The organism is Pseudomonas sp. S37, from assembly GCF_016658545.1.
Lineage (GTDB): Bacteria > Pseudomonadota > Gammaproteobacteria > Pseudomonadales > Pseudomonadaceae > Aquipseudomonas.
On the sequence record NZ_JACVZC010000014.1, the window covers coordinates 1 to 16,167 of the forward strand.

Annotated in this window: 17 protein-coding genes and 1 tRNA gene; 4 read left to right on the forward strand and 14 right to left on the reverse strand. The window is 62.9% G+C overall.

Going from position 1 to position 16,167, the window contains the following annotated elements:
* The first annotated feature begins 198 nt into the window (after nt 1–198).
* Nucleotides 199–1,266: a glycerophosphodiester phosphodiesterase family protein gene (locus tag IAE39_RS07560; protein WP_201200898.1), complete on the forward strand. Its 1,068-nt coding sequence runs from the start codon at nt 199–201 to the stop codon at nt 1,264–1,266.
* An 18-nt stretch (nt 1,267–1,284) separates the two neighbouring features.
* Here IAE39_RS07560 and nadS read toward each other — a convergent pair whose 3' ends face one another.
* From nadS to IAE39_RS07575, 3 genes are all read right to left on the reverse strand, one after another.
* Nucleotides 1,285–1,572: a NadS family protein gene (gene nadS, locus IAE39_RS07565; RefSeq protein ID WP_201200899.1), complete on the reverse strand. Its 288-nt coding sequence runs from the start codon at nt 1,570–1,572 to the stop codon at nt 1,285–1,287.
* Nucleotides 1,569–1,889: a type II toxin-antitoxin system RelE/ParE family toxin gene (locus IAE39_RS07570; protein ID WP_201200900.1), complete on the reverse strand. Its 321-nt coding sequence runs from the start codon at nt 1,887–1,889 to the stop codon at nt 1,569–1,571. Before IAE39_RS07570 ends, nadS begins: the two co-directional genes overlap by 4 nt.
* A gap of 168 nt (nt 1,890–2,057) precedes the next feature.
* Nucleotides 2,058–3,782, reverse strand: coding sequence for a SulP family inorganic anion transporter (locus IAE39_RS07575; RefSeq protein WP_201200901.1), 1,725 nt, complete (start codon nt 3,780–3,782; stop codon nt 2,058–2,060).
* Here IAE39_RS07575 and IAE39_RS07580 point away from each other — a divergent pair.
* Entirely contained in the window at nt 3,781–3,978 is a 198-nt protein-coding gene (locus tag IAE39_RS07580; RefSeq protein ID WP_201200903.1) for a hypothetical protein, read from the forward strand. The two genes, IAE39_RS07575 and IAE39_RS07580, sit on opposite strands and share 2 nt — an antisense overlap.
* Here the strand turns inward: IAE39_RS07580 and IAE39_RS07585 are convergent.
* From IAE39_RS07585 to IAE39_RS07605, 5 genes are all read right to left on the reverse strand, one after another.
* Nucleotides 3,967–4,040, reverse strand: a tRNA-Gly gene (locus IAE39_RS07585). The genes IAE39_RS07580 and IAE39_RS07585 overlap by 12 nt on opposite strands.
* Nucleotides 4,041–4,151: 111 nt before the next feature.
* The gene (gene phaG, locus IAE39_RS07590; RefSeq protein ID WP_201200905.1) at nt 4,152–5,048 is read right to left on the reverse strand and encodes a (R)-3-hydroxydecanoyl-ACP:CoA transacylase; all 897 of its coding nucleotides are present in this window, start codon (nt 5,046–5,048) and stop codon (nt 4,152–4,154) included.
* 464 nt (nt 5,049–5,512) lie between these two features.
* Nucleotides 5,513–6,205, reverse strand: a complete 693-nt coding sequence (locus IAE39_RS07595) for a pseudouridine synthase (protein ID WP_201200907.1) — start codon at nt 6,203–6,205, stop codon at nt 5,513–5,515.
* 9 nt (nt 6,206–6,214) lie between these two features.
* Nucleotides 6,215–6,427: a cysteine-rich CWC family protein gene (locus IAE39_RS07600; RefSeq protein WP_201200908.1), complete on the reverse strand. Its 213-nt coding sequence runs from the start codon at nt 6,425–6,427 to the stop codon at nt 6,215–6,217.
* Entirely contained in the window at nt 6,424–7,899 is a 1,476-nt protein-coding gene (locus tag IAE39_RS07605; RefSeq protein WP_201200909.1) for a sensor domain-containing diguanylate cyclase, read from the reverse strand. The genes IAE39_RS07600 and IAE39_RS07605 overlap by 4 nt, the downstream gene beginning before the upstream one ends.
* Nucleotides 7,900–8,111: 212 nt before the next feature.
* On the opposite strand from IAE39_RS07605, the gene IAE39_RS07610 reads away from it, so the two are divergent.
* Nucleotides 8,112–8,558, forward strand: a complete 447-nt coding sequence (locus IAE39_RS07610) for a hypothetical protein (RefSeq protein WP_201200910.1) — start codon at nt 8,112–8,114, stop codon at nt 8,556–8,558.
* A 122-nt stretch (nt 8,559–8,680) separates the two neighbouring features.
* On the opposite strand, the gene IAE39_RS07615 is transcribed toward IAE39_RS07610, so the two are convergent.
* Nucleotides 8,681–9,787, reverse strand: a complete 1,107-nt coding sequence (locus tag IAE39_RS07615; protein ID WP_201200911.1) for an enoyl-CoA hydratase/isomerase family protein — start codon at nt 9,785–9,787, stop codon at nt 8,681–8,683.
* A gap of 126 nt (nt 9,788–9,913) precedes the next feature.
* On the opposite strand from IAE39_RS07615, the gene ung reads away from it, so the two are divergent.
* Nucleotides 9,914–10,606, forward strand: coding sequence for a uracil-DNA glycosylase (gene ung, locus IAE39_RS07620; RefSeq protein WP_201200912.1), 693 nt, complete (start codon nt 9,914–9,916; stop codon nt 10,604–10,606).
* A gap of 128 nt (nt 10,607–10,734) precedes the next feature.
* On the opposite strand, the gene IAE39_RS07625 is transcribed toward ung, so the two are convergent.
* From IAE39_RS07625 to IAE39_RS07645, 5 genes are all read right to left on the reverse strand, one after another.
* Nucleotides 10,735–11,769 carry an AbrB family transcriptional regulator gene (locus IAE39_RS07625; protein WP_201200913.1) on the reverse strand — a complete coding sequence of 345 codons (1,035 nt, stop codon included), beginning with the start codon at nt 11,767–11,769 and terminating at the stop codon, nt 10,735–10,737.
* Nucleotides 11,762–13,276, reverse strand: a complete 1,515-nt coding sequence (locus IAE39_RS07630) for a tripartite tricarboxylate transporter permease (protein ID WP_201200914.1) — start codon at nt 13,274–13,276, stop codon at nt 11,762–11,764. Before IAE39_RS07630 ends, IAE39_RS07625 begins: the two co-directional genes overlap by 8 nt.
* A gap of 3 nt (nt 13,277–13,279) precedes the next feature.
* Complete coding sequence (locus IAE39_RS07635; RefSeq protein ID WP_201200915.1) at nt 13,280–13,738, reverse strand: tripartite tricarboxylate transporter TctB family protein; 459 nt, start codon at nt 13,736–13,738, stop codon at nt 13,280–13,282.
* 80 nt (nt 13,739–13,818) lie between these two features.
* Nucleotides 13,819–14,799: a Bug family tripartite tricarboxylate transporter substrate binding protein gene (locus IAE39_RS07640; RefSeq protein WP_201200917.1), complete on the reverse strand. Its 981-nt coding sequence runs from the start codon at nt 14,797–14,799 to the stop codon at nt 13,819–13,821.
* A 45-nt stretch (nt 14,800–14,844) separates the two neighbouring features.
* A complete protein-coding gene (locus IAE39_RS07645) occupies nt 14,845–16,134 on the reverse strand; it encodes an OprD family porin (protein ID WP_201200919.1) in 1,290 nt (429 codons plus the stop codon).
* Between the last annotated feature and the right edge of the window lie 33 nt (nt 16,135–16,167).

The following is a 16,167-nucleotide window of genomic DNA, read 5'->3' on the forward strand; positions in this document are numbered from 1 at the left end:
GTGGCGTCGAGTGCGGGCATGCTGGGTCCGTTGGGTGGTGCGGGGAACGGGGGCGACTTTAGCATGTCATGCAAGGTGTGCGAGGGTTGCTGTCCAGGCAGCAGTCTTGAGTTGCCTATGCTGGCCTCTTCGCGGGCGCGCCCGCGAAAGGGCCGGAGCAGGCAGAGCAAGGTTCACAGGACGATAAAGGACTTTCTGATGCGCAACCTCTTGTTCAGTCTTTTGGCGTTGGCCGCTTTATTCACGGTACTCACAGCCTCCGCCAACAATGGCCAGGCCCTGGCCACCGCCCACGGCATCCCGCACCCAGCAGTAATTGCCCACCGTGGCGCCTCGTACGACGCCCCGGAGTCCACCACCCCGGCTTACCTGCTGGCGCGTGAGCAGGGCGCCGACTACCTGGAACTTGACCTGCAACGTACCCGTGATGGCGTGCTGGTAGTGGTGCATGACGATGTGCTGTTGCGCACCAGCGATGTCGCCGAGCGCTTCCCGGAGCGCAAAGCCAGCCTGGTCAGCGCCTTCACTCTCGCCGAACTCAAGTCCTTGGACGCTGGCAGCTGGTTCAACCAGGCCTACCCGGAACGCGCCAGGCCAAGCTTCCGCAAACTGCCGATACTTACCCTGGATGAAGTCATCGACATCGCCGAAGGCAACCCCGAGCGGCAACCCGGGTTGTACATCGAGACCAAGGTTCCCCAGCAGTTCCCCGGCATCGAGCAGGACCTGAAGGCACGGCTTGAAGTCCGTGGCTGGCTCGACCGACCGGGTCGTGTGGTCCTGCAGACCTTCGACCGCAACAGCCTGGCGCTGCTGCACCAGGCCATGCCGCAAGTACCGAAGATACTGCTGCTATGGGTAGGCACGAAAACCATCAAGCCCGCCTCGGGGCAGGACTTCGTCGACTCAGGTGAAACCGACAAGGCAGCGTTCTACGCCCGCCAGCAGCCGCGAGACCAGGCAGAGTTCCTGCGCTGGCTTGACTACGCCAGGCAAGGCGGTGCTGTGGGGACCGGGCCCTCTGCCAGGCGTACGGGCCTGGGCGAGCAGAGTTACGCCGACCTGATCCAGCCATGGATGAACCAGGCTAGCCACGCGCGAGATCTGCTGGTGCATGTGTATACCCTCGACGAGCCGGTGGATTTCGACAAGGCGATGAAAGCGGGAGTAGACGGGATATTCACCAACCGCGCAGGGGCGTTGCTGCGGTTCTACCAGCGTCCAGCGGAGCCTGAGGTGGCTGCGTTGGAAAAGTTGGGATACTGAACGCTGGCAGGCCTTTTTTCAGTGGGCAAGGGCCTTCAGCACATGGTCAGGATCATTACGTATCGCACGCAGCAACGCTTTGGCAGGCCCGGTAGGTTCTCGCCGCCCTTGTTCCCAGTTTCTCAGGGTTGCAACCTGTACATCGATGATCTCGGCAAAGCGTGCTTGGGTAAGCCCGGTTGCCTTGCGGATGTTACGGACCTGCAGCGCATCGATTTCGAACTCACGAGAGGGCGCACGCTTGCCCTGGACGATGTCGTCCATTTGTTGAACGCTTTCCATCAGTTCGTCAAAAAAGCGGTTCATGCATGCCTCCAGTGTTCAATGATCGACCTCAGCGCCTTGCGTTGTTCGCTGGACAGGTCGGGCTGCTCGTTTTTGCCGTAGATGTAGAGCATGGCTATCTGTGATCTGGATATGAAGTGATAGTAGATAACCCTGGCGCCACCGCGCTTTCCGTGGCCGTTCGCAGCCACACGCAATTTGCGCAGACCGCCTGTTCCCTCAATCAAGTCGCCTGTCTCGGGTGAAACCATCAGCCTCACTTGCAGCAGGCGATAGGTATCGTCGTCGAGCAGTTCTCTGACTCGCTTGGTGAACAAAGCTGTTTCGGTGAAAAGCATAGCAGGTTGTACGCCATTGGCGTAGCCGCCGGTTGTCCAGCGCTACAGAGAAAGGAGTGCCCGGCTGTACTTCAGAGCGGGATAGCGAGGCTAGCGAACCTGGTCGTCGCTAGCCGATCATCCCTTTCCGAGTACCATGTAGTCCTTTTCTGTACAGTATGCTGACTGCTAGCCAGGGTGGTCCGCTTGACGCTGCTCGGCAACCGGCACACTGCGGTTGCGATTACGCCACACCCGGTACGCCCGAATCCCCGCCCGCACCGAGCCGAACAGCAGTTTGTCTTCCATCTCCCGCGCCATCCCCGAGCGCACCAGCATGCGCAGGAAGGTGCCGCGGGCGCGGGCGATGGCGAAGAAGATGCCCTGGGCTGCCAGGGTGTCGCGCACTTCACGCAGGGCGGCCATGCCGCTGACGTCGATGCTGGTCACAGCCTCGGCATCGAACAGCACCGCTTTCGGCTCGGCCTGGCTCTGCACCGCTTCGAGCAGGCGCATCTTGAAGTAGTCGGCGTTGAAGAACAGGATCGCGTCGTCGAAGCGGTACACCACCAGGCCGGGCACGGTGCGGGCATCCTTGAACTTGCGAATGTCGACCTGGCCTTCGGTGCCCGGCAGCCAGCCGAGCACGGCGTCGGTTGGCTGGTAGATGCTGTACAGCAGGCGCAGGATCGCCAGGGTCACGGCAAATACGATGCCGGGCAGCACGCCCAGGCCCAATACGTGCACGGTGGTCAGCAGGCACAGCCAGAATTCAAAGCGGCTCAGGCGGCGGATGCTCGCCAGCGACTTGATGTCGATCAGCCCCCAACCGGCCATCAGCAGCACCGCGCCCAGTGCTGCCTGCGGGATCCACGCCATCGGTGCGGTGAAGAACAGCAGGATCAGGGCGATCACCAGTGCAGCGATAATGCCCACCAGCTGGCTTTTGCCACCGACCATGTCGTTGACGGCGGTTCGCGAGTCTGCACCGCTGATGGCAAAGCCTTGGGAAGCCCCGGCTGCCAGGTTGCTCACACCCAGGGCGACGAACTCGTGGTTGGCGTTGATTGCGTAGCCATGCCGGGCAGCAAAGCTGCGTGCAGTCAGCATGGCACTGCAGAAACTGACCGTGGCGATACCCAGGGCGTCGCGCAACAGGCTCTTCATTTCGGCCAGGTTGCTGTGTGGCCAGGCCAGCTGCGGAATGCCGGCAGGCACCGGGCCGAGGATGGCAACGCCAAAGCGGTCGAGACCCAACAGCCCCACCAGCAGCATGAACAGCGCTACCACGATGAGCGCTGCAGGCAACCGTGGGTAGCGCCGTGGCAGCCAGATCAGCAGGCCCAGCGCGGCCAGGCCAATGAGCAAGGTTACCCAGTGGATTTCGCCCAGGCGCTGGAGGAAGTTGATCAGGCTGAGGATGAAACCGTCGCCCTCGATCTTGAACCCCACCACCTTGGACAATTGCCCGGCAATCAGGCTCAGACCAATGCCATTGAGGTAGCCGATCAGAATCGGCCGGGAGAAGAAGCTGGCGATGAACCCGGCCCGCGCGAGGCCCGCAGCAATCAGCATGACCCCGACCAGCACGGTGACGATCACTGACAACTCCGCGATGCGCTGTGGGTCGCCCATGGCCAGCGGCGCCACGGCACCGGCAATCATCGCGCAGGTGGCAGCGTCGGGGCCGACCATCAACTGGCGCGAGCTGCCGATCAACGCGTACACCATCATTGGCAGCACGCAGGCATACAGACCGTACTGCGGCGGCAGGCCGACGATCTGCGCGTAGGCAATGGCAATCGGGATCTGGATTGCCGCTACCGAGAGCCCGGCCTGCAGGTCGGCGTGGAACCATTCACGGCGGTAGTGCAGCAGGTTGGCAAGGCCCGGTAGCCAGCGGGAGAGAAACATGCGTCGTCCTTTCGAAATGCTTCACGAAACCATCTACGCATTGAAGCGGATCGCCAGGCAAATGGCCATGCTGCTGATCAGCGAAAGCAGCACATCGAAGGGAAGGGGGTCGAAACGAAAAAAGGAGCCTAGGCTCCTTTTGACAGCGATGACGTTGCTGGAACGCCATGCGGGATTGCAAATGTGGAGCGGGTAGAGGGAATCGAACCCTCAACTAAAGCTTGGGAAGCTTTCGTTTTGCCACTAAACTATACCCGCGTCTGCGCAGCACTTTTTACCAGAACCCTCCACGAATTAGAAGCCCAAGTTATAAAAAAGCTTGTCGGCGCCCCGTGGCCTGCGGGTATCAGTAACAGGACGCCGAACTGCTCAGATGGCCAATGCATGCTGCCCCTGCTGCCCCTGTAGCAGCGGCTGGTAACGTTGACGGGCTTCACGCACGGTCGGCTTGAGGAACCCCAGCATGACGTTACGGGTGTCCTCACAGGCGGCCTTGTTCTCCATATCCAGGAAGTGGCCCGCATCGCGGATCACGCTGAACTGGCTACGGCCCACATGTTTGCCGAACTGCCGGGCATCTTCGACCGTGGTGTACTCATCGCGGTCGCCGTTGATGAACAGCACCGGGATATCGATATTGCGCGCGCCATCCAGCGCCCGCTCCAGATCGTGTTGCAGCACCTGGTTGATGTGGAAGTGCATCTGCTCGTATTCGTGCCTGTCCAGGCTGCTGACGTGCCGGTAGTTGAAGCGCTTGAACAGTGACGGCAGGTGCTTGCCGATGGTGTCGTTGACCAGGTTGCCGACCTGATAGCGGTCACAGGCGGCCAGGTACTGGCAACCGCGGTCCAGGTAATCGCGCATCGGTTCGTTGATCACCGGCGAGAACGAGCTCACCACGGCTTTTTTCACGCACCGCGGCTGGTGCGCCAGCGCCAGCAGTGTGCTTGCACCACCCCACGAGAACGACATCACGTGGTCGGCCTGGAAGTGCTCGATCAGCTCAAGGAGGATATGCGCCTCGGTCTCCTTGCTGATCAACCGTTCCTGGCGGTTGTGTGGCTTGGATTTGCCCGCATAGGGCTGGTCGAACAGTACTACGTTGAACTGCGGGTGCAGGTTACGTACCGTTTGGGCGAACGAGGCCGTGGTGGCCAGCGAGCCATTGATCAGAATGATCGTGTTCTCGGCCGCATCCGCGCGATAGAACTCCGTGTAAACCCGATACTGACCTTGGATATCAAGTACAGCGATTTCTGGCCTCATGTCATCGACTCCTGGCGCAAAAAGGGTATTCGCGTCACCTAGGGTGCACGTTCTTTATGACAGGTAGGCATTCGCCTGAAGAGTAACCGGGGGGCCCTGTGTCGATCCTTGGCACTTGCGTCGACGGTATTGTTTTTGGCGGGCAATTTGCCGTGCCCCAAGGCATCGAGGCCCTGGGTGGCCGGCAAAAAGGTGTCTTGGTCTGCGGTCGTGACTTGGTAGTCACATGCAGACTGACGAATTGGATTCAAGCAGTGGGTCGGGGATCCCGCAAGTGCCGTTCGGGGGGAAATGTGACTTTTGTCGCTGAGCGGTCGTATGACGACTCTGTGCTGTCTGTTCCGGCCTCTTCGCGGCGGTTCGGCGCCCCGATGAACCCGCTCCCACAGGGTCAGCGCCGCTTGCACGGGCTATGGAGTACCTGTGGGAGCGGGTTCACCCGCGAATAGGCCCGAGCAGGCGACCTAGACGGTAGCTATTTCTTCGGCAGTCAGCTCACGAAACGCCCCAGGTGCCAACCCCGGGTCGAGCCGGATCGCCCCCATGCGCTCGCGATGCAACCCCACCACCTTGTTGTCGAAATGCCCGAACATGCGCTTGACCTGGTGATACCGCCCTTCAACGATCGCCAGCCGCGCCTGGCGTGGGCCGAGAATATCCAGCTGTGCAGGCTGGGTAGTGAGGTCTTCAAAGGCAAAGTAGAACCCTTCACGGAACTTGGCCACATAGTGCTCGCCAATTTCGTCCTCGGTTTCCACCAGGTAATGCTTGGGCAGCTTGGTAGTCGGCTGGGTCAGGCGCCGCGACCACTGGCCATCGTTGGTCAGGATCATCAGCCCGGTGGTGTTGAAGTCCAGACGCCCGGCAATATGCAGGTCATCACGCAACGTCGCGGGCAGCAGGTCGAGCACGGTACGGTGTTGCGGGTCCTGGGTGGCGCTGACACAGCCGGTTGGCTTGTGCAGCATCAGGTAGCGGGCCGGGCGACCGGCCTGCAAGAGCTGGTCGTCCAGCTCCACACGGCTGAATTCGCGCACTTCGGCCAGCGGGTCACTGACCACCTGGCCATCCACCCGCACGCGGCGCTGGGCCAGCATCAGGCGTGCTTGCTGGCGGTTGTGGCTGGGCAGGTTGGCAAGAAAACGGTCGAGGCGCATGGCAAACAGTCAGGGGGTGGTGGACGAGCGCAGTTGCTCTTCAACGGCAGCACAGCGCGGGCACAGGCAAGCCTTGTTGCGCAGCTCGGCAGGCAGGGCCTGAAGCACGGCCGGGTCGATACTGACGCCGTAGCACCAGCAGGCCTGGGTGGCGCGGCGCGGGTCGGCCAGGCTGCACTGGTTGAGGGCACCGCAAGCGGGGCAGTGTTGCTGATCAGTCATGGGGCTTCACTACAGACTCGGTTGCGGCCAGCCTGCTTGGCACGATAAAGCGCACGGTCGGCGCGGGTCAGCAGGGCGTGCAGGGTATCGCCTGGTTGCAGGCTGCTCAGGCCGATGCTGGTAGTCAGGCGCAGCGGCTGGTCGTCGTAGCTGAAGGTCAGCTGTTCGGTGCGCCGACGGATCTTTTCTGCCACCTCGGTAGCCTGCCGGCCTTCGGCTTCACGCAGCAGCACGATGAACTCCTCACCGCCCCAGCGGCACAGTATATCTGACTGGCGCAGGCTGCCCTGCAGCACATTGGCGAATTGGCGCAGCACTTCGTCGCCTGCCAAGTGCCCGTGGGTGTCGTTCAGCGCCTTGAAGTGGTCAAGGTCGATCAGCAAGGCCACCAGAGGGCCGCTGTCGCGCTGGGCTTCGTGCAGGGCCTGGGCGGCGAGCAGGTCGAAGCTGCGCCGGTTGGGCAGGCCGGTGAGGCTGTCGAGGGTGGCCAGGGCTTCGGTGCTGGCCTGGTGGCGGCGGACCATGGCATGCACCAGCGCCAGTACCACCAGGGTGATCATCGCGCAGATCGCCAGGTTCAGGTAAAGGGAATGGCGAATGCGGTCGAGGGCACCGGTTTCACGCTTGTCCACCAGCAGGTACCAGTCCAGTTCGGGCAGGTGGCGCACGTTGATGAAGTGGCTGTGGTTGTCGCTGTCACGGTACTCGTGGCTGCCTTCGCCGGGTACCGGTTGCTCGGCCAGCACGTCATTCAACTCGCGGTTGGCATTGAGTTGTTGCCCGACCAGCAAGCCATGTGGGCCTCCGTCGGAGCCGGTCAGCAGGACCTTGCCCTTGGCATCGGTGAACAGCACCGCGCGTTGGTAACGGCGTTGATACTGGTCGATCAGCTTGACCACCGACGAAACGCTCAGACCGACACCTGCGGCGCCAATGAAGCGCTGCTGGTAGTCATGCACCTGATAGTTGATGAACACGGTAAGGCTGTCCTGGTTGGCCATGTCCAGGTCAACGTTGATCTCGTAGGGGGCCTTGAGCTCGCGCAGGCGGAAATACCAGGCGTCGCGCCAGGTACCCGGTTCGACATGCTTGAGCACACCCTTGGCCTGGTAATAGGTCAGTGTGCGGTCGGAGACGAAGAACGAAGTGAAGGTATCCTGCTTGCCCATGACCTCGCCCAGGTAGCGGGTCATGCGCGCCGTATCCTGCTCGCCGGACAGCACCCAGTCGCGCAGGAAGGTGTCCTGGGCCATCATCGAGGCGATCAGCACCGGGCGGATCAGGTCTTTCTGGATTTCCGAGTAGACCGTGTCGGAGGTCAGTGGCAGTTCGGTGTTTATGATGCCGTCGCGTATGGCGCTGCGCGAGGCGAAGTAGCTGAGCAGTGAAGTGGCGAGGAAGCCGCAGGCCAGCAGTATCAGCAGGGTCAAGATCAGCGAACGCTGCGAGAACAGGGCGGAACGTAATGGCATGATCTTCCCGTGATGTGTGCCGAGGCGCTCATTCTAGTGAGATGACCGGAAAATGACTGCAAGTTTTTCAGGGTTATAGCAGCTGTATCAATTTGTTGCAGAAATGGCACTGCACCTCGGCCTCGCTGTCTGATTCAGTGTCGATGAACGCATTTCGCGCCGACGCTCGCCAGCGCCGCTGTTCGGGCACTCCAGCGGTCCAGGAGGCCGCCATGTCCTATCGAATCCTGTTGATCGCCCTGCTGGGGCTGATGACATCCGCCTGTGCGCCGTACTACGGCAGCGGGGGCTATTACCGCTCGGACTATTACTCCACCGACCGCTATGTGGCGCCGGGTTATTACCGTTATGACCGCTACTATGTGGCCCCACAGCCGCGTTACTACTACCAGCCGGCACCGCGCTATTACCGTTCCGCTCCGGCGCCTTATTACCGCTCGCATCCGCAGCCGGGGGTGAACCAGTGGCACGGTAACCCGCGCTATGACTATGGCAACCGCCAGCGCAATGACTATCGGGGGGATCGCGACCGGCATGACTATCGTGATGGCAGCCAGCGGTACCAGCGTGGTGACTGGCACTCCAATGGGCAGCGCAATGGCGATGGGCGTTGGGATGGCCGGCGTGGGCAGGGGCGAGGGGGCAACTGGCAGCGTTGATTGATCTAAAGCGGGGGCGCTTCGCGCCCCGATCGCGACACAAGGCCGCTCCTACAACCAGATCCCCTGTGGGAGCGGCCTTGTGTCGCGATGGGCTGCGAAGCAGCCCCGGGTTCTCCAAACTAACCCAGGTCCGCCAACGGGTGCCGCCCCTCCCACACCTTGGCAAAATGCGCTTCCACCACCGCAGCGGGCACCTGCCCCACATCCGGCCAGTGCCAGCGCGGCCGGTTGTCCTTGTCCAGCAAGCGGGCACGAACACCTTCGCTGAACTCCGGGTGACGGCAACAGTTCAGGCTCATGCAGTATTCCATCTGGAACACCTGCGCCAATGACAGGTGCCGCGCCCGGCGGATCTGTTCCCACACCAGATGTGCCGTCAGCGGGCAACCTTCATGCAGCCGTTGGCCGGCCTCGGCCAGCAAGGGGTCGTCATGCTGCTTGAGCCCCTCCAGCGCACGCCACGCAGCCGCCGCATCGGCCACATCGAGCAACGCGTCGATCACTTGCCGGCGCGGCAACCATTGGGCTGCCGGTAGCTCGGCGCAAGCGCGGTGCTGCTCGGCCTTGAGCAGGCTGTTCAGTTGCAGCGCGGTCTGTTCCTGCCAGTTGAGTTGCAGCAGTTCCTCGATCAAGGCCTCTTGCTGATGCTCGCCAAGAAAACGGTCGGCCAGGCCCAGGTCAAGCGCGTCACGGGCATTGATCGGTGCGCCGGTCAGGCCAAGGAACAAGCCCAGCTTGCCCGGTAGGCGTGCCAGGAACCAACTGGCACCCACGTCCGGGTACAGGCCGATGCTGATTTCCGGCATGGCCAACCGACTGCTGGGCGTGACGATGCGCACATTGGCGCCTTGCAGCAGCCCCATGCCGCCACCCAGCACATGCCCGTGGCCCCAGCACAGTAGGGGCTTTGGGTAGGTGTGCAGGGCAAAGTCCAGGCGGTATTCGGCGGCGAAGAAGGAGGCTGCCAGTGGCGGCACGCTGCCGGGGTGTTCGCGGCAGGCTTGCACCAGGGCGCGTACATCGCCGCCGGCGCAGAAGGCTTTGGCGCCGTTGCCGCGCAGCAGCACGCAGACGATGCCCGGGTCGCGGGCCCAGCTGTGCAATTGTTCGCCCAGCACCTCGATCATCGGCAGGGTCAGGGCGTTGAGCGCCTTGGGCGCATCCAGGGTGGCGATGCCGATGCGGGCGCCGTCGGCGCCGGTGAGTACCTCGCAATGAATGGCCATGGACTACCTCGCGCAAGTCATCGCACAAGTATGGCTGGCCTGGCCGATCGTGCCGGTTGTCGGTCGGATCGTTTGACAAGCGGGGAGGGCTTACCTAGTGTCGCGCCATTGTTTATGGAAGGCCCCATGACTGACGACGATCGCATCAAGCTTGAACCCAGCTGGAAAGCCGCATTGCGCGGCGAATTCGACCAGCCCTACATGCACCAGCTGCGCGAGTTCCTGCGTGGCGAGTACGCTGCCGGCAAGGAAATCTACCCGCCTGGGCCGCTGATCTTCAACGCGCTCAACTCCACACCGCTGGAGCAGGTCAAGGTGGTGATCCTCGGCCAGGACCCGTACCACGGGCCAGGCCAGGCCCATGGCCTGTGCTTCTCGGTGCAGCCAGGCGTGGCCACGCCACCGTCGCTGGTCAACATCTACAAAGAGCTGCAGCGCGACTTGAACATCCCGATCGCCAGCCATGGCTACCTGCAGAGCTGGGCCGAGCAGGGCGTATTGCTGCTCAACACCACCATGACGGTGGAACGTGCGAATGCGGCATCGCATGCCAAGAAGGGGTGGGAGTTCTTTACGGACCGAGTGATCCAGGTGGTCAGCGAGCAGTGCCCGAACGTGGTGTTCCTGTTGTGGGGCGCGCATGCGCAGAGCAAGCAGAAACTGATCGACGGCACCAAGCACCTGGTGTTGAAGTCGGTGCACCCGTCGCCGTTGTCGGCTTACCGTGGCTTCTTGGGCTGCGGGCATTTCAGCCGGACCAACAGCTTCCTTGAGCAGCGCGGGATGGCGCCGATCAACTGGGCATTGCCGCCGTTGTGATCACCTGACAGACCGTGTCGCCTGATTCGCGGGCTTGCCCGCTCCCACAGGGACTGCGCTGCCCTCAGGCCTGGCGCGATCCCTGTGGGAGCGGGTTCACCCGCGAAGAAGGCGACGCGGTTTATCAGTCATTCCTCAACACGCGCATTCCACACCCGGAACAACGGCTCCGCCAGAAACAACACAAACAACAGCCGCATCACCTGCAGCGCCGTCACCAGCGGCACAGACAACTGCAAGGTCTCCGCCGTCAGGCTCATCTCGGCAATCCCGCCCGGCATCATCCCCAAGGTCAACGAGCGCAAATCCAGCGAGGTCATCACGCTCAATACCCAGGCGGCACTGGCGGCAATCGCCATGCACAACGCCGTGGCCACCAGCGTACGCCCGAGGAACGATGGCGCGCGGCGGAAGAACGCCCGGTTGAAGTGGCAGGCCAGGCCACTGCCAATCAACCACTGGCCGATCTGGCTGGCGCCATTGGGCAGCGCAATTTGCAGGTTGCCCGCCAGGCTCACCGTGGCTGCTACCAGCAATGGCCCGAACAGCCACGGGTTGGGCTGGCGCAAGCGTTGCCACAGCAAGGCCACGGCAACACCCAGCGGGGCAATCAGTGCCAGCCAGCCCCAGCTCACGCTGCCTGCGTGATTGAGCGGTACGCCGTCACCCAGCAGGAACTTGAACAGCGCCGGTACGCACAGCACTACCGCCAGCACCCGCAGGCTCTGTGCCGCCGCTACCTGGCTAAGCACAGCGCCATTACGCGCGCCGAGGTTGACCATCTCACCCGAGCCACCGGGCATGCTGGCGAAGAACGCTGTGGCGCGATCTTCTCCGGTACGCCGCAACAACCATACGCTGATCACGCTGGACAGGGTGGTGAACAGCGCGCCGAAGAAGATCAGCGCGAAATGGCTGGCCACCTGCTCGATCACCGCCGGGGTGAAGTGCAGGCCGATGCCGATGCCGATGATCCACTGCCCGCATTTGCGGCCATTGGGTATTTCCGACAGCTGCCAGGGCGTCAGGCAGCGCACCAGGATGATCGCCAGCAACGAGCCGACCATCCACGGCAAAGGCCAGCCGACCTTGCTGGCGGCAAAACCGCCAGCAAGGCCGACCAGCCCGGTCGCAACAAACAGCGGGAATGACCGGTCAGGCATCGGCCATGGCCCGGCGCTGTTGGGCGCGCTTACGCCAGATGCGCAGCAGCGGCAGGGTCAGCATGCAAATGGTCAGTACCCACACCGACATGCTGATCGGGCTTGACCAGAGGATGCCCAGTTCACCGTTGGAGATCGACAGTGCCCGGCGCAGGTTCTGTTCCATCAGCCCGCCTAGGATGAAGCCCAGCAGGATCGGCGACAACGGGAAGTCCAGCTTGCGCAGGATGTAGCCCATGATGCCGATGCCGACCATCAGGAACAGGTCGAAGGTGGTGGCATGCACGGCGTACACGCCGATCGCGGTGATGATGGCGATCACCGGCACCAGTGCCCAGTTCGGCACGGCGAGGATGCGGGTGAAGATGCGGATCATCGGGATGTTGAGGATCACCAGCATGATGTTGGCAATGAACAGCGAGGCGATCAGGCCCCAGACGATGTCTGGCTGCTGTTCGAACAGCAGTGGGCCGGGGGTGATGTTGTACAGGGTCAGTGCGCCGATCATCACTGCGGTGGTGCCGGAGCCCGGTACGCCGAGGGTCAGCATCGGTACCAGAGCGCCACAGCAGGAGGCACCAATGGCGGTTTCCGGTGCGGCCAGGCCACGGGCGTCGCCCTTGCCGAACTTGCCGCTGGTGCCGGCAATGCGTTTTTCGGTCATGTAGGCCACGGCGCTGGCCAAGGTAGCGCCGGCACCCGGGAGCACGCCCATGATGAAGCCCAGCAGGCCGCAGCGGATGTTGACCACGAACACCGAGGCCGCTTCCTTGAAGTTGAACAGCATGCGCCCGGTGGCCTTCACTGCCTGGTGGCCATGGTGAGTCTTTTCCAGCAGCAGGAGGATTTCGCTGATGGAGAACAGGCCCAGCACCAGCACCACGAACTGGATACCATCGGCCAGGTGCACGCTGTCACCGGTAAAGCGGTAGACGCCGCTGTTGGCGTCGATGCCGACCGCTGACAGGAACAGCCCGATCAGGGCGGCAATGAAGGTTTTCAGCGGTTTGTCACCGGCCATGCCGCCCAGGCAGACAATGGCGAACACCATCAGCACGAAGTACTCGGCCGGGCCGAAGGCAATCGCCCATTTCGCCAGCAGCGGGGCGAACAGCACCATGCCACAGGTGGCGATGAAGGCGCCGATGAACGAACTCCAGGCCGACAGCGACAGCGCCACGCCAGCCAGGCCCTGGCGGGCCATCGGGTAACCGTCGAGGGTGGTCATCACGGTCGAGGCCTCACCCGGGATGTTCAGCAGGATCGAACTGATACGGCCGCCGTATTCGCAGCCCAGGTATACCGCTGCCAGCAGAATCAGCGCCGACTCCGGCGGCAGGCCGAGGGCGAAGGCGATGGGGATCAGCAGGGCCACGCCGTTGATCGGGCCCAGGCCCGGCAGCAGGCCGACCACGGTGCCGATCAGGGTGCCGGAAAGGGCGGTGACCAGGTTGTAGGGGGACAGGGCAACGCCGAAGCCCTGGCCCAGGTAGCTCAAGGTATCCATGTGTCAGTTCTCCAGTACGCTCAGCAGGCCAAGGGGCAGGGGCACGTCCATCACGCGGTCGAACAGCCAGTAGAGGAAAATGCTCATGCCCACCACCACGATGGCACTGTGCAGCCAGCGGCCGCCGTACAGGCGGGCCATGGGCAGGCCGACGAGGATGGCGCTGAGAATGAAGCCCAGCGATTCGAAGGTGGCAGCGAAGACGATCAGCAGGCCGACGCAGGCGGCGATCTTGATCAGGGTTTCGCGGTCCAGCTCCGGTTCGTCGTCCTTGCGCACGATCGGCGTGGGGCGGATAGCCAGGTACAGCAGGCCCAGGCCCATCAGGCCGAGCATCAGCAGCGGGTAGGCGCGCGGGCCCACCGGCTCGTAGGAGAATGCGGCCTGGTAGGGCCAGGCCATCACGGCCAGGGCGGCACATACCGCCAGCAGGGCCAGGGCGAAGATGCGTTGCAGGATCATCCGAGAGTCCTCGTTGAACGCGGACCCTGTGGGAGCGGGTAAACCCGCTCCCACAGGGATCGGTGAAAGTGGGTGAATGCTTACTGGATCAGGCCAAATTCCTTGGCCAGTGCCTTGTAGTCAGCCACTTGCTTCTTCACATAACCGTCCAGCTCTTCGCCGGTCATGGCGAACGGGAACAGTTCGCGCTGGTCACGCAGCTGGGCGAAGTCTTCCGAGGCCAGCATCTTGTCGAACGACTGTTTCCACCAGGCGTAGTCCTCGTCGCTCACCTTTGGCCCCAGGTAGAAGCCGCGCACCACGGGCCAGACGATGTCGTAGCCCTGTTCCTTGGCGGTAGGAATGTTCTTCATCTCTGGCTCGTCCAGGCGGTTTTCCGAGAACACCGCGAGGATGCGCATGTTGCCGCTCTGGATGTGCGGCATGGAGTCGGAAATGTCGGTGGAGCCGACCTGGATGTGGCCACCCAGCAGTGCCGTGGCGATTTCACCGCCGCCTTCCAGGGCCACGTAGCGCAGGTCGCGCGGGTTGATGCCGGCAGCCTTGGCGATCAGCGCGGTCTGCATCCAGTCCTGGCTGCCGACGGTGCCACCGGAGCCGATCACCACCTTGCTCGGGTCTTTCTTCAGCGCCGCGACCAGGTCATCGAGGGTCTTGTAGGGCGAGTCGCTTTTCACCGCGATGGCGCCATAGCTGGTGCCGACCGCGGCCAGCCATTTCACCGCGTTCTCGTCAAAGCGGCCGAACTTGCCCTGGGCCAGGTTCAGCAGCGAACCGCTGGACCAGGCCACCAGGGTGCCGGCGTCGGCCGGGCGCTGGGCGACCACGGCGTTGTAGGCCACTGCGCCGACACCGCCGGGCATGTAGGTGACGCGCATCGGTTTGCTGAGGATCTTTTCCTGCACCAGGGCGCTTTGCACCAGCTTGCAGGTCAGGTCGAAACCACCGCCGGGCGAGGCGGGGGCGATGCATTCGGGGCGTTTCGGTTCGGCAGCGAGGGCGTTACCGGCCAACAGCAGGCAGCCGGTAGCGAGGACGAGGCGGCGCAGTGAAAAGGTCATCGTCGATCTCCGTGAGTGTTGTTGTTATCGGTTACTGCTATTGGCTTACCAAATGGCCAGGCTGTAGCTCACCAGCAGCCGCACTTCGTCGGCATCGCGGGCGAAGTTGGAGCGGAAGGTGGCGTTGCGCAAACGCACGGCGACGTTCTTCAACGGGCCGCTTTGTACCACGTACTTCAGCTCGGTGTTGCGTTCCCATTCCTTGCCTTCGCCGTCGGCAGCGCGGCTGACGTTGTCGCCGCTGATGTAGCGGGTCATGAAGGTCAGGCCGGGTACACCAAGGGCGGCAAAGTTGTAGTCGTAGCGTGCTTGCCAGGAGCGCTCGTCTTTACCGGCGAAGTCGTTGATCTGGACGAAGTTGACCAGGTACGGGTCGGCACCATCCACATACGGGAAGGCGCTGTCGCCCGACAGCTGCTGCCAGGCGGCGCTGACCTTGTGCCCGCCCAGGGCGTAGCTGAGCATGCCGTTGACCGTGGTGTTGTCGATGTTGCCGGCCTTGGCGGCACCGGCATCGTCACTGACCGCCAAGCGCAGGTCGGCGCCGAAGGTGCCCGGGCCCCATGGCTGGGTGGCGACCATGCCGATGAAGTGCTGGCGGTAGATATCGTCGAGCTGGGCGAAGTGGTAGCTGCCGGTGATGCGGTCGGTGAACTGGTAGTCGAGGCCGCCCAGGGTCAGGTTGTCGGCGCTGAACGAACCACCGAAGCGGCCGTTCTTGTTGTTCAGGGCCAGGTCTTCCCAGTTGGTGTCGTTGCGGTCTTTGGCCTTGTCCAGACGCCCGCCGGTGAAGGTCAGGCCCTTGATCTCCTTCGAGGTCAGCAGGCCGCCTTCGAAGGTTTGCGGCAAGATGCGCCCGTCGTTGGGCTGCAGGGTGGGCAGTTCCGGGATGAGCGTGCCGATCTTCAGTTCGGTCTGCGAGATCTTTACCTTGCCGGTCAGGCCGAGCTTGGAATATTCGTCGGCCGCCTTGCCGTCATCGTGGGTCGGCAGCAGGCCGGTGTCGGTACGGTCGGGGCTGGAGTCGAGCTTGATGCCGAGCATGCCCAGTGCGTCCAGGCCGAAGCCTACGGTGCCTTCGGTATAGCCGGACTCGAAATTGAGCATGAAGCCCTGGGCCCATTCGTCGCGCTTGGATTGTTGCGCGCTGGTGCCGTCGCGGAAGTCGCGGTTGAAGTACATGTTGCGGGTTTCGAAGGTGGCCGTGCTGTCTTCGAAGAAGGCGGCCTGGCTCATCGGGGCGACACCGGCAAGCGCAAGGGCGCTGGCGATGGCGGAGGGGCGTGCGGCAAAGGAACGGGTAGGCGCGAACGCCTGCGGCTGCGATGACAGCATCGTCGATGACTCCGTTTATTGTTCTTATTCGTT

What these genes read in the sequence shown, in the direction of transcription:
- IAE39_RS07600 (WP_201200908.1), bottom strand. Translation starts at nt 6,427, where the DNA reads ATGACTGATCAGCAACACTGCCCCGCTTGCGGTGCCCTCAACCAGTGC.
- IAE39_RS07605 (WP_201200909.1), bottom strand. Translation starts at nt 7,899, where the DNA reads ATGCCATTACGTTCCGCCCTGTTCTCGCAGCGTTCGCTGATCTTGACC.
- phaG (WP_201200905.1), bottom strand. Translation starts at nt 5,048, where the DNA reads ATGAGGCCAGAAATCGCTGTACTTGATATCCAAGGTCAGTATCGGGTT.
- IAE39_RS07560 (WP_201200898.1), top strand. Translation starts at nt 199, where the DNA reads ATGCGCAACCTCTTGTTCAGTCTTTTGGCGTTGGCCGCTTTATTCACG.
- IAE39_RS07575 (WP_201200901.1), bottom strand. Translation starts at nt 3,782, where the DNA reads ATGTTTCTCTCCCGCTGGCTACCGGGCCTTGCCAACCTGCTGCACTAC.
- IAE39_RS07595 (WP_201200907.1), bottom strand. Translation starts at nt 6,205, where the DNA reads ATGCGCCTCGACCGTTTTCTTGCCAACCTGCCCAGCCACAACCGCCAG.
- nadS (WP_201200899.1), bottom strand. Translation starts at nt 1,572, where the DNA reads ATGAACCGCTTTTTTGACGAACTGATGGAAAGCGTTCAACAAATGGAC.
- IAE39_RS07610 (WP_201200910.1), top strand. Translation starts at nt 8,112, where the DNA reads ATGTCCTATCGAATCCTGTTGATCGCCCTGCTGGGGCTGATGACATCC.
- IAE39_RS07580 (WP_201200903.1), top strand. Translation starts at nt 3,781, where the DNA reads ATGCGTCGTCCTTTCGAAATGCTTCACGAAACCATCTACGCATTGAAG.
- IAE39_RS07645 (WP_201200919.1), bottom strand. Translation starts at nt 16,134, where the DNA reads ATGCTGTCATCGCAGCCGCAGGCGTTCGCGCCTACCCGTTCCTTTGCC.
- IAE39_RS07640 (WP_201200917.1), bottom strand. Translation starts at nt 14,799, where the DNA reads ATGACCTTTTCACTGCGCCGCCTCGTCCTCGCTACCGGCTGCCTGCTG.
- IAE39_RS07570 (WP_201200900.1), bottom strand. Translation starts at nt 1,889, where the DNA reads ATGCTTTTCACCGAAACAGCTTTGTTCACCAAGCGAGTCAGAGAACTG.
- IAE39_RS07630 (WP_201200914.1), bottom strand. Translation starts at nt 13,276, where the DNA reads ATGGATACCTTGAGCTACCTGGGCCAGGGCTTCGGCGTTGCCCTGTCC.
- IAE39_RS07625 (WP_201200913.1), bottom strand. Translation starts at nt 11,769, where the DNA reads ATGCCTGACCGGTCATTCCCGCTGTTTGTTGCGACCGGGCTGGTCGGC.
- IAE39_RS07615 (WP_201200911.1), bottom strand. Translation starts at nt 9,787, where the DNA reads ATGGCCATTCATTGCGAGGTACTCACCGGCGCCGACGGCGCCCGCATC.
- IAE39_RS07635 (WP_201200915.1), bottom strand. Translation starts at nt 13,738, where the DNA reads ATGATCCTGCAACGCATCTTCGCCCTGGCCCTGCTGGCGGTATGTGCC.
- ung (WP_201200912.1), top strand. Translation starts at nt 9,914, where the DNA reads ATGACTGACGACGATCGCATCAAGCTTGAACCCAGCTGGAAAGCCGCA.